Annotated in this window: 13 protein-coding genes; all 13 read right to left on the reverse strand. The window is 42.6% G+C overall.

Annotated elements, in window-relative coordinates:
- Nucleotide 1 precedes the first annotated feature (1 nt).
- The 13 genes from B7696_RS02715 to B7696_RS02780 all read right to left on the reverse strand — a co-directional run bounded on the left by B7696_RS02715 (nucleotide 2) and on the right by B7696_RS02780 (nucleotide 11,627).
- On the reverse strand, nucleotides 2-787 hold the full coding sequence (locus B7696_RS02715) for an ABC transporter permease (RefSeq protein WP_049516004.1): 786 nt from the start codon (nucleotides 785-787) through the stop codon (nucleotides 2-4).
- A 1-nt stretch (nucleotide 788) separates the two neighbouring features.
- Nucleotides 789-1,499 carry an ABC transporter ATP-binding protein gene (locus B7696_RS02720; RefSeq protein WP_020901990.1) on the reverse strand — a complete coding sequence of 237 codons (711 nt, stop codon included), beginning with the start codon at nucleotides 1,497-1,499 and terminating at the stop codon, nucleotides 789-791.
- A gap of 320 nt (nucleotides 1,500-1,819) precedes the next feature.
- A complete protein-coding gene (pflA, locus tag B7696_RS02730) occupies nucleotides 1,820-2,614 on the reverse strand; it encodes a pyruvate formate-lyase-activating protein (RefSeq protein WP_001288286.1) in 795 nt (264 codons plus the stop codon).
- A gap of 125 nt (nucleotides 2,615-2,739) precedes the next feature.
- A complete protein-coding gene (locus B7696_RS02735) occupies nucleotides 2,740-3,990 on the reverse strand; it encodes a diaminopimelate decarboxylase (RefSeq protein WP_084862001.1) in 1,251 nt (416 codons plus the stop codon).
- Between the two features lie 66 nt (nucleotides 3,991-4,056).
- Nucleotides 4,057-4,884 (reverse strand): pur operon repressor, encoded by an 828-nt coding sequence (gene purR, locus B7696_RS02740; protein ID WP_004238844.1) that lies wholly within the window; start codon nucleotides 4,882-4,884, stop codon nucleotides 4,057-4,059.
- 105 nt (nucleotides 4,885-4,989) lie between these two features.
- Nucleotides 4,990-5,931: a 3'-5' exoribonuclease YhaM family protein gene (locus B7696_RS02745; RefSeq protein ID WP_084862004.1), complete on the reverse strand. Its 942-nt coding sequence runs from the start codon at nucleotides 5,929-5,931 to the stop codon at nucleotides 4,990-4,992.
- Complete coding sequence (locus tag B7696_RS02750; protein ID WP_084862006.1) at nucleotides 5,921-7,177, reverse strand: DNA recombination protein RmuC; 1,257 nt, start codon at nucleotides 7,175-7,177, stop codon at nucleotides 5,921-5,923. The genes B7696_RS02745 and B7696_RS02750 overlap by 11 nt, the downstream gene beginning before the upstream one ends.
- Before the next feature lies 1 nt (nucleotide 7,178).
- Nucleotides 7,179-7,841, reverse strand: coding sequence for a thiamine diphosphokinase (locus tag B7696_RS02755; protein ID WP_070482204.1), 663 nt, complete (start codon nucleotides 7,839-7,841; stop codon nucleotides 7,179-7,181).
- Complete coding sequence (rpe, locus tag B7696_RS02760) at nucleotides 7,804-8,460, reverse strand: ribulose-phosphate 3-epimerase (RefSeq protein ID WP_000084990.1); 657 nt, start codon at nucleotides 8,458-8,460, stop codon at nucleotides 7,804-7,806. Before rpe ends, B7696_RS02755 begins: the two co-directional genes overlap by 38 nt.
- Nucleotides 8,461-8,470: 10 nt before the next feature.
- The gene (gene rsgA / locus B7696_RS02765; RefSeq protein WP_084862054.1) at nucleotides 8,471-9,349 is read right to left on the reverse strand and encodes a ribosome small subunit-dependent GTPase A; all 879 of its coding nucleotides are present in this window, start codon (nucleotides 9,347-9,349) and stop codon (nucleotides 8,471-8,473) included.
- A 1-nt stretch (nucleotide 9,350) separates the two neighbouring features.
- Nucleotides 9,351-10,223 carry a 16S rRNA (adenine(1518)-N(6)/adenine(1519)-N(6))-dimethyltransferase RsmA gene (rsmA, locus tag B7696_RS02770; RefSeq protein ID WP_001216838.1) on the reverse strand — a complete coding sequence of 291 codons (873 nt, stop codon included), beginning with the start codon at nucleotides 10,221-10,223 and terminating at the stop codon, nucleotides 9,351-9,353.
- A gap of 64 nt (nucleotides 10,224-10,287) precedes the next feature.
- On the reverse strand, nucleotides 10,288-10,854 hold the full coding sequence (rnmV, locus tag B7696_RS02775; RefSeq protein WP_000659993.1) for a ribonuclease M5: 567 nt from the start codon (nucleotides 10,852-10,854) through the stop codon (nucleotides 10,288-10,290).
- Entirely contained in the window at nucleotides 10,854-11,627 is a 774-nt protein-coding gene (locus tag B7696_RS02780; RefSeq protein WP_033684736.1) for a TatD family hydrolase, read from the reverse strand. Before B7696_RS02780 ends, rnmV begins: the two co-directional genes overlap by 1 nt.
- Nucleotides 11,628-11,697: the final 70 nt, after the last annotated feature.

The following is an 11,697-nucleotide window of genomic DNA, read 5'->3' on the forward strand; positions in this document are numbered from 1 at the left end:
CTTATTCACCTCCTCCAATATCTGACTTGAGTAAGCGGTAAATTGCTAAAGCCAAGAATGAGAAGTTCCAACAAAGTAAAAATAAAATATGTTGTAAACTATTATGTTCTAAAATTTGAGGAGATGTAGCAATCAATCCTTGCCCCAATGCAACTGGAAGAAATTTTGCAGCCGATATATAGTTTGCTAAGAATGTTCCTAAATTGTAGACTTGAGGAAGCAAAAATAATAGAGGAACAATGGCTGTTTTAAATGTCAAAGCCATAATATAGGCCAGCAGTCCCAACAAAGTCCAAGCTATACTGGCTAAAAATATATAGAACCAAACTGTTCCATTTAGTAAAAAAAGCAATAAGCCATCTTGTCCTAAAACATAATGTGTCATGTTAATTGTCAAGAATATTGATAGAAAGGAAATGATAAAAGAAAATATAAGCCAAACTAATGTTTTTGAAACTAGGAAAGTACTTCGATTTGTAACAGAGAGGAGGCTTGTACGAATAGCCAAGCCTTTGTATTCCTCGGCTCCGTAAATTGAGCCTAGGATAATCATAATAAAAACACCAAATAAAGTGACATCAAAACCTAAAAATTCAATAGGAGGTAAGGCCTCTGCTAAATCTGGATTTGTCTCTGGTGTAGCATGGATACCAACTGAAACAATTTGAGAAGCACCAATATTTGCTAAAAACGTTTGAAATACCAGTATCAAGAATAGTACAACATGAGTAGCTCTATTATAAAGTAATTTCAATATTTCAGAATGAAGAGAGTAAATAAGTGCCATGTCACTTCCCTCCCTCTGTTAAACTAAAGAAGACTTCCTCTAGTGAAGAAAGATTTTTCATCACTTCTTGTAAAGTCCCTTTTATAAGAACTTTTCCTTTATTTATGATAACTACATCATCTGTTACTGCTTCCACTTCCGATAATATATGAGATGACAGTAAGACGGTCTTCCCTTCTTGAGCTTGTTTTTTTATAAACTCTCTAAACCACCGAATTCCTCTTGGATCCAACCCATTAGTCGGTTCATCCAATATCAGATATTGAGGATTTCCTAATAGAGCTGTTGCAATTCCCAAGCGTTGTCCTTCTCCTAATGATAATTTCCCAATTTTAGATTTTTTCTTATGACTAATATCCACCATATCCAAGACTTGTTCAATTCGCTGACTGGATATCCCATTACTAGCAGCAACAATTTTCAAATGTTGATAAACAGTCCGATCATCAGGAGCTCCTACACTGTCAAATGAAGCTCCTACAGTCTTTAGAGGAAATTTTAATTCCTTATAAGTTTGATCTCCAATTTTGGTAAGACCAGATGTTGCTTTGTCTAATCCTAATAAAATACGTAAGGTTGAACTTTTACCAGCTCCATTTGGACCCAGGAAAGCAGTCACTTTACCTGCTTTTGCTTCAAAAGAAATATCTTTTAAAATTTGAGTTTGGCCATACGACTTACATAAATTTTTAATGGTAATACTTTGTTCCATAGATGTTCTCCTATTCTATTTAATATTTCTAAAAGTAACTATATCTTATACACTCATTTTCGGATTTTTTTCAGAATTTAGAGAGTAAAAAAGATTTAATACTCAATGAAAATCAAAGAGCAAACTAGGAAGCTAGCCGCAGGCTGCTCAAAACACGGTTTTGAGGTTGTAGATAAGACTGACGAAGTCAGTCACATATATACGACAAAGCGACGCTGACGTGGTTTGAAGAGATTTTCGAAGAGTATAAAATTTTGTTTCATTTAATTATCTATATTTGTGTAAATTTAAAAGCCCGATGTTTCCATCAGGCTTCTTTTTTATCCATGTACACGTTTCATATAGTCTTGGTAACTTTCGGTATCCATGAGTTTCTTAGCGTTCTTGACGCGATCTGCTGTTGGTGGTTTAACCCCTTCGAGGGAATATGGAATTCCCAATTCACGCCATTTGAACTCACCCATAGTGTGATAAGGTAGAATTTCAAACTTATCCACATTTTTGAGGGTCTTGACGAACTTACCAAGTTCAATCAAGTCATCATCTCTATCTGTCAATCCTGGAACTAGCACGTGGCGAATCCAGACAGGTTTTCCAATATCTGATAGATACTGGGCACAAGCCAAGATATTTTTATTGGTTTGGCTAGTGACAATCTTGTGCTGTTCTTCGTTGATTTCCTTGATATCCAAGAGAACTAAGTCAGTAACAGCCATGAGTTTGTCAAACTTCTCAAGGTAACGTGGTTTATTACGGAAAGGAAGGGCACAGGTATCCAAGGTACAGTGGATTCCGTGTTCTTTGGCCTTGGTAAAGAGGGCAATCAAGAAATCAATCTGCAAGAGGGCTTCTCCTCCACTGACTGTAATCCCACCCTTATTCCCCCAGAAACCGCGGTAGCGCAAGGCTTCAGTCAAGACATCATCTACCGTCCGTTCACGTGACTTATTGGACTCCATAGCCCAAGTGTCAGGGTTGTGGCAATACTGGCAACGCATGTGACAGCCCTGCAAAAAGACAATAAAGCGAATACCAGGCCCATCTACTGACCCAAAGCTTTCTGTCGAATGCACCATTCCTGTCACTTGTCCATAATCAATTGTTTCTTCAGACATATCGTCACCTTCCTTGAAAACGTTTTATAGTTTTATTATATCATGACTTGAAGGAAAAACAAGATTTTTGCCTATTTTTTAGAAAGCAATCTGTTTTTCAATTTCATTTTCAATTAATTATCATTTTATTCTTCAAAATCAAAACCATACAAGGTTGCAAAATAGTCCTCAGGGCGCTCTGCACGGCGGATTTGACGGACTTTGCCTTCTTCGGTATAGAGGATTTCCGCTGAACGAAGTTTGGCATTGTACTGGTAGCCCATTGAAAAACCGTGAGCACCTGTATCATGAATTACCAGCAAATCACCTATTTCTGTATAAGGCAGTTCGCGATTCACTGCAAATTTATCATTGTTTTCACAGAGTGAACCAACCACATCTACCACTTCAGCTGGTCCATCTGGATGGGTCACGTTAGTAATATGATGGTAGGCTCCGTACATAGCTGGACGCATGAGGTTGACTGCTGATGCATCCACACCCAGATAAGTACGGTAAGTTTTCTTCTTATGAGTGACTCTTGTGACCAAAGCACCGTGAGGGGCTAGCATAAAACGACCCAATTCAGTGAAAATTTTGACCTCACCAAGACCTGCTGGCGTAAGGACCTCTTCATACACCTTACGAACTCCCTCACCAATTAAGGCAATATCGTTCGGCTCCTGGTCTGGACGATAGTTGACACCAATACCGCCCGAAAGATTGATAAAGTCTAGCGAAATACCCAACTTTTCCTTGATTTCAACAGCCAATTCAAAAAGCTGACGAGCCAACTCTGGATAATAGAGATGGGTCACGGTATTGGATGCTAGGAAGGAGTGAATCCCAAAAGTCTTAGCTCCTTTTTGCTTCAAGATAGCAAAAGCTTCAAAGAGCTGGTCCTTGGTCATGCCAAACTTGGCTTCTCCAGGATTGTCCATAATATCTGTTCCTAGCTCAAAAACGCCCCCAGGATTGTAACGACATGAGATGATTTCTGGAATACCTGCTGCACGCTCTAGATGTTCAATATCTTCAAAGGCATCCAAGTTAATGGTCGCACCCAATTCACGCGCATAGGCGTATTCCTTATCTGGCGTATTGTTTGAAGAGAACATAATCTCAGAACCAGGGAAATTCAGTTTATGACTCATCAAAAGCTCCACATAACTAGAGCAGTCCACGCCACAGCCTTCCTCTTGGAGAATTTTCAAAATAACTGGGGTTGGAGTAGCCTTAACTGCAAAATATTCCTTAAAGCCCTTGTTCCACGAAAAGGCTTGGTTGACGGCTCTTGCCTTCTCACGAATTCCCTTCTCATCATACAAGTGAAAGGGAGTCGGGAACTCGGCAACAATCTTTTCCAAGTCTTCTTTATTGATAAATGGTGTTTTCATAAGTTTCCTTCTATTCTATTTGCAAAGAAAGGCTGGGACAATCGTTCCAACCTTTAGTTCTATCTCTTATTTATCTTCGTCAAAGATATTGCCAACCTCAACATCGATGGCTTGGTTCTTGACATCAATATTGGTTACCTTCAAGAGTGACTTGTAGTCAAACTGCTTTTCGCGTTCTTCTTGAGCATTATCCGCAAAGACCGCTACACCTGCCAATTCTGAATCAAACTCACGCAAGAGGCTGATCATCCCATTGACAGTTCCGCCACCTTTCAAGAAGTCATCCACAATCAAGACACGGCTGCCTGCCTTGAGACTGCGTTTTGAAAGAAACATTTTCTCAATGCGATCTCCACTTGAACCGGATACATAGTTGACGCTGACAGTTGAACCTTCGGTAATTTTCAGGTCACGGCGCACAATAACAAAGGGAACATTGAGGACATTGGCAACTGCATTTGCAAGTGGAACACCCTTAGTAGCTACTGTCATAACCGCATCAATTTTTTGGTCCATAAAGCTCTTGGCAATAATGCGACCAATATTTTTCAAGATAGCTGGTGTACTAAGCAAATCAGACAGGTAGATATAGCCACCTGGCAAGATACGGTCACTTTCTGACAACTTAGCACGCAAGTCCTCAACCATTTCCTTGGCATCATGGCTTGAGATTGATGGTGTGAAAATGACACCACCACCAGCACCAGTTACTGTCTGGATATGACCGATTTCAATTTCCTCAAAGGCTCGTTTGATAATGACGATATCCTCTGAGATGGATGATTTAGCAGATTCATACTTTTCAGCAAAAGTATTGAGACTAGTTAGTTTATAAGGATTATTAATCAAATAGTTGGAAATGACAACCATTCGATCACTTCTTCTTAATTTCATTTCTATTTCCCATTTCATTTAATTTTGATATTTTATCTATTATACCATATTCACATAAAAAAACGAACATTCTTATCCTAAAAAATGCTCATTTTTCTTAAATTGTTAATCTAAATCTGGTTTATAGAAGGAACGATTGTCCATAGCGAAGATTTTACTGGTCATCTCTCCTTTATCTACCAAAGCAAGAGCTGTTGACATCATCATCATGCTAGCATCCAGATTGTCAATCATATGGATAATCTCTGCTTCCATAATGCGTGGACGGACTGGACTTCCATACTCAAGTAAGCCATGGTGACTAAGGATTACGTGACGAAGCAGAACGACTTCTTCCTTGGTATCATCGATGCCGAGTTCCATCACTGTCTTGGTAATTTCACTATCAATCAGAGCGATATGCCCAAGGAGATTGCCTCTAACTGTGTATTCGGTCTGGTCTGGTCCCGTCAACTCGATGACTTTAGCTAAGTCATGCAGCATAATCCCTGCATAGAGCAGGCTCTTATTGAGCTGAGGATAGACTTCGCTAATAGCATCCGCCAAACGCACCATGGTCGCCGTATGATAAGCCAAACCCGTTTCAAAGGCATGGTGATTAGTCTTGGCAGCTGGATAGGAGTAAAATTCCTTATCATACTTGGTGTAGAGCTTTCGAACAATCCGTTGCCAAACAGGATTTTCAATTTTAAAAATCATTTGCGACATGTAGTCACGGATTTCCCTGACATCAACTGGCGACTTGACCTTGAAATCAGCTGGATCATTGGGTTCACCAGGCTGAGGCAAGCGGAGGGTAATTTGATTGACTTGAGGGGTGTTGTTATAAACTTCTCGGCGTCCTTTCATGTGGACAACCTTACCTGCGGTAAAGGCCTCAACGTTATGAGGTTGAGCATCCCAGAGTTTCCCTTCAATCTCGCCACTATCATCTTGGAAGGTAAAGGCTAGGTAGTTTTTCCCAGCGCGAGTTTGTCTAAGGTCAGCTGACTTGATTAGGTAAAAGCCTTCAAACAGCTCATCTTTTTTCATGTGACTAATCTTCATATTCTTCCTCATTTTCTTGGAAATGGAGTAAATCAAGCGCAGGCTCACCTTCTGATAACTCAATGTGACGGAGCGTCCGCTCGATAGCTGTAGTACGACGGTTTAATAATTCATCAATATTGCCAGAGGCATGTTGGAGATGTTTTTGTGCCTTGACCAAGATACCACCAAACTTGCCAAACTCGGTTTTGACACTGGCAAGCGTCTTGCTGATATGGTCGGCACTCTTTTGGATATTAAGGGTTTTGAAACCAACTGATAGGGAATTGAGAAGAGCTGATAGGGTACTTGGACCTGCGACAATAATCTGCTCCTCCCGTCTCAAATCATCAAAGAAGACCGGATTGCGGACGATTTCTGAGTAGAGACCTTCTGTCGGAACAAACAAAACTCCAAAATTGGTCGTCCGAGGTGGTGCTATGTACTTGCTCTTAATATCCTTGGCAAAGCGTTTGACGCTGGCTAGGAGTGACTTGCGACAGCGTTCGATCTCGTCCTTGTCACCAGCTTCATAGGCTTCTTCTAAGCGGTAATAATCTGCCAGTGGAAACTTGGAGTCAATCGGTAAGTAGACATATTCCAGGTCACCCTGTCCAGGCAACTTGATGGCATACTCCACTCGTTCACTAGAGTTTTCAACCGTTGCGTATTCTCGTTCATACTGGGCAGGGGTCATGATGTCCTCAATAATTTGCCCCAATTGCAATTCTCCCAGAATCCCTCGTGTCTTGGTTCCAGAGAGAACCTTGTTGAGGGCTCCGACATCGCGGGCAACTGTCTGCATTTCTCCAAGACCACGATTGACAGACTCCAATTGCTTGGAAACTGTCTCAAAGGAAGCCTGTAGGCGTGTCTGCAAGGTCTTTTCTAGTTTTTCCTCGACGGTTTGGCGCATTTGTTCCAAACGTTGCTCATTTGATTCCTGCAAGGCTTGGAGACGTTGGTCAGTCTTATCCCTGGTTTGGAGGAGATTCTCAGTCATTTCTTGACGGACCTGAGTTAAGCCTTGGTGCAATTCGATTCTCACTTCTTGCAGGCGATCGCTGACAGCCACTTCCAAGTCTTTTTGATCTAACTGGCTGGCTTGTCTGGCTTGTTCAAAGCGATAATCTAACTGGTCTGACAGATGATCTGCCTGTTCCTCCAAGCTCTTGCTTAAGTGTTTTTCCTGCTTATCCTGCCTTTGCCAAATCAGAAAGAGACCAGCTAGGTTGGCAATTAATAATAGAACAAGTAAACTTTCCATCCTACCTCCTGTCCTTGCTATGCAGCACGACTACATAGCCATCTGGGCAAGTCACCGACACTTCCCTATCTATATATTCGTTAGAAGCGTACACTTTTTTAAAGAAAAAATTTTCCTCAGTCAACTCATACTTAGCACCGAGAATAGTCAGCTGGCTATCCCGAACTGGCATAAAGGCTAGATAGTCATAGTCTAAACGAGGTTCTAACTGACTGGTCCCTTCTGGACAATAGGCAATCAAATTTTGCCCATCTTCAATCGCTATCTGGCGCATATAGGGAGCCAACTTAGGATTGCTAGGTAGAAAGACGTTAGCTAGCATATGATCAATACGACCACCCAAAGCACCGAAAATAGTAACCTGAGCCTGAGAATTTTGCTCAAAGATGGTTAAGAGAGCCAATTCCAGATCTGTATCATCTTTTTCTGGTCGGGCTTGAACAAAATGCTGGGCACGTTTTTGAATCACCTGTCGCTCTTCTGCAGTAACAGAATCAAAATCCCCAACTGCTAGAGCAAGAGGCAGCTTTTCTTCCAAGACCCAGAGCGAGCCTCGATCCACACCGACAAAGCAATCAAAGTCTGTCCGATAATGACCGCGGTCTCCGCCTGCAAAAACGGCAACCCTAGTCCAGTTGTTTTCTGAGAGTTTGTACTCGCTCATTGACATCTCCCTTAAAGACATAGGAACCTGCTACAAAAACGGTCGCACCAGCTTCTTTAGCTTGGGCAATAGTTTGGTCATCAATCCCACCATCCACTTCAATCTCAAAGTTCAAACCTTTTTCCTCACGAAGGGCAACCAACTCACGGACCTTATCCATGGTCTCTGGTAGAAAGGCTTGCCCACCAAAGCCTGGGTTAACTGTCATGACTAAGACTTGGTCAACTAGGTGAAGCACGTGCTTGATGGCTTCAACTGGTGTGCCAGGATTGATAACAACTGAAGGCTTAACTCCGAGTGAACGAATTTTTTGGAGGGCACCATGAATATGGGGCGTTGCTTCCACATGGATACTGATGATATCCGCACCTGCACGCGCAAAGTCTTCTAAATGATGCTCTGGATTAGCTACCATCAAGTGGCAGTCGAAGACCATCTTACTATGAGGACGAAGAGCTTCAACCACACCTGCACCAAAACTGATTTGCGGGACAAAATGGCCATCCATGATATCGATATGGGCATACTCTGCCCCAGTTGCTTCTAGACGTTTGATTTCACGTTCAAAGTTGGCATAATCTGCTGCCAGAATTGACGGAGCAATCTTGTATTGAGACATAGGTTTCTCCTTATTTTGGAATTTTTTTGCTGACTTTTTTATAGGTTTCTCTGCGATTTTCAATCTCACTGAGGAATTGCAGGTAGTTGTCAAAACGGAAGGGCGCAATGGTACCTTCTTCAACTGCTGGCTTAACCGCACAAGAAGGCTCATGGGTATGGGTACAAGTACGGAATTTGCAGTCTCGACTGACAGTGGCAATCTCTGGGAAGGCCTGATTGAGGTCTTCCGCCGTTGATACTTCATAATCCAAGGATGAAAAACCTGGTGTGTCTGCGATTTTACCCCCATTGAGATTATAAAAACTAACTGCTCGAGTAGTGTGGCGCCCGCGACCCAGACTGTCTGAAATTTCTCCTGTTTCAAGATTGAGGTCTGGTGCGATTTTATTGAGAAGAGTTGACTTCCCAACACCTGTCTGCCCCATAAAGACCGTAACCTTGCCTGTTAATAAAGGCAGGAGTGCCTCTTTACTGGTCACAAAGTCGTAGTCGATATTACCATAAGTCTGTTCATAAAAATCCAGTTCTTCTCTATCTTCCAACAAATCCATTTTAGAAATATAAACGATGGGATGGATTCCCTTGTGTTCCAAAAGAACCAAGAAACGATCCAGCAAATTGCTGTTAAAATCAGGTTCCTTGACGGACATGATTACTACAGCTTGGTCAATATTGACAATGGGCGGACGGACTAGGCTATTTTTGCGTTCGTGAATCTTGAGAATATAGCCTTCTGAATTTTCCTCCGCAGAGAAATCTACCCAGTCCCCAACATAGGGAGTATGCCCTTTTTTACGGAAATTCCCACGCGCGCGTGTTTGATAGACCTGGCCATCACTCTCTACATAGTAGAACCCAGCCAAGGCTTTAATGATTTGTCCCTGCATTTTAAAGTCCTTGTCCTTTAAGTGCATCTGCTAGGCTGGCAAATTCCGCCAAGCTGAGAGCTTCCCCACGCACACTTGGTGACAAGCCTGCTTGGTCCAAAGCCTTGGTCAGCTTGTCCTTGACCTCTTCAGTCTTGCCAAAGTAACCTGTCAAGTTATTCCACAAGGTCTTGCGGCGATGGGTAAAACTAGCCTTGGAAACCTTAAAGAAGAAGTTCTCATCTTCTACTGCTACAGCTGGCTCTGGACGGCGCACCATTTTCAAGATGGCTGAGTCCACGTTTGGTGCTGGCACAAAGACCGTACGAGGCACGATAAAGGCAACCTTAGCTGTCATGTAGTACTGCACAGCGATTGACAAGCTACCGTAAGCCTTGGTGTTAGGTTGAGCTGAGATACGATCCGCCACTTCTTTTTGCATCATGACCACAAACTCACTAAAAGGAATCCCACTCTCGATTAAGTGCATGAGAATAGGAGTCGTGATGTAGTATGGCAAGTTAGCCACTACCTTGATTGGCAGGTCAGGATTTTTAAAATTCTGGATATGCTGCGCCAAATCAACCTTGAGAATGTCCTCGTTGACTACGGTCACATTATCAAAATCACGCAGGGTATCTGCCAAAATCGGCACCAAACGGTGGTCAATCTCAAAGGCCATGACCTCTGCTGCACGCTCAGCCAAAAATTCTGTCAAGGCACCAATCCCTGGCCCGATTTCGATGACATTAACCTGGTCATCAATCTCAGCCGTATCCACGATTTTTTGAAGGATATTGGTATCCGTCAAGAAATTTTGCCCGAAGGACTTTTTAAAGGTAAAACCGTGACGCTCTAGCACTGCCTTGGTCACGCTATAATCTGCAATTCTCATCTATTCTCTTTTCTATTATCTGTTACTTCTATTGTAACACATTCCCCTTACATTTGGGGTCTGCTTAGCTGTTCTCATAAGATTTCATAGCTTCTTCCACTTCTGCCAAGGTAACCCCAAACAACTCTAGGCGTTTGAGGAGTTGCTTGCCGTTGGAATAGCCAATTCGGAGAGCCTCTCCTAGATATTCTCGTCGCTTACGGCTGTCTGCCCCTGCTAGAAAACCAAGGCGAATCAAGTCGCTACGACTGATATCAAACTGACTCTCATGTTCAAATTGTTCTGTAATCTGAGCTAGAGCCATTTTCAGGTCTTCATAGCTGGCATGCTCAATTCCCAGAGAACGGCCCTTGGTCTTGGACTTGGGAACAGCTTCATCTCGTTTGAGGAAGGCATGCTGAACTGTTGGAATAGCCGTCATAATCATGCGACGAATCCGCTCCCCATTAAAATCTGGGTCTGTAAAGACAATGACTCCATGAAGCTCATGTAGGCGCTGAATACGTGCAATATCTTGCTCATTGATGGCAGAACCTCGTGTCTCATAGGTCTCTACATCGAAATAGCGTTTGAGATTGGCCGTATCATCGCGCCCTTCGACCACGATAACTTGGGAAATTTTTTCTTTCATTACTTGCTGTCCAATCCAAAAATTCGTTCTGCATTTGCAGTTGTTATCGCCGCTAGCTCTTCTGTCGTCATACCACGTAAGTCGGCGATAAAGTCCACTACATAGCGAGTGTAGGCTGTTTTATTTTCACGACCACGTTTAGGAACAGGAGCCAAGTAAGGCGCATCCGTCTCCACCAAAATCTTGTCCAAAGGAAGTTCTCTAGCCGCCTCTTGGATGTCGGTGGCCTTCTTAAAAGTCACCACTCCTGAGAAGGAAATAGTCATGCCAAGCGCGACAAACTTCTCTGCCCACTCAAGAGTCCCTGAAAATGAGTGCATAATCCCACCACGAGGACCAACGCCCTCACTTTTGATAATCTCATAGGTATCTTCCAGCGCATCACGAGTATGGACAACAAAAGGTAAATCCAAGTCCTTAGATAACTGAATCTGACGGCGAAAAACCTGCTCCTGCACCTCTTTTGGCGCTGTCATCCAATGGTAGTCCAAACCAATCTCACCTAAAGCAACAACCTTGGGATGCTTGAGCTTATCAAGCAAGTAGGCTTCAATCTCCTCCGTGTAAGTCCCTGCTTCTGTCGGATGCCAACCAATAGTCGCATAGAGCTGGTCATACTCATCTACCAACTCCAAGGCACGCTCAATCGTCGGTTTATCAAAACCAACAATATTCATCTGTGTCACACCCATCTCAGCAGCTAAGGCGATTTCTTCTGCCTCATGACCTGCAAATTCTTCTACATTCAAGTGTGTATGTGTATCAAAAATCATCTCTTCTAACCTCGTTTTCTATCTTCTATTATACCAAAAAACTGCCCTCTCTCCTCATCTGTACAAAATA

It is taken from the genome of Streptococcus mitis, assembly GCF_002096815.1.
Classification (GTDB): Bacteria; Bacillota; Bacilli; order Lactobacillales; family Streptococcaceae; genus Streptococcus; species Streptococcus mitis_AD.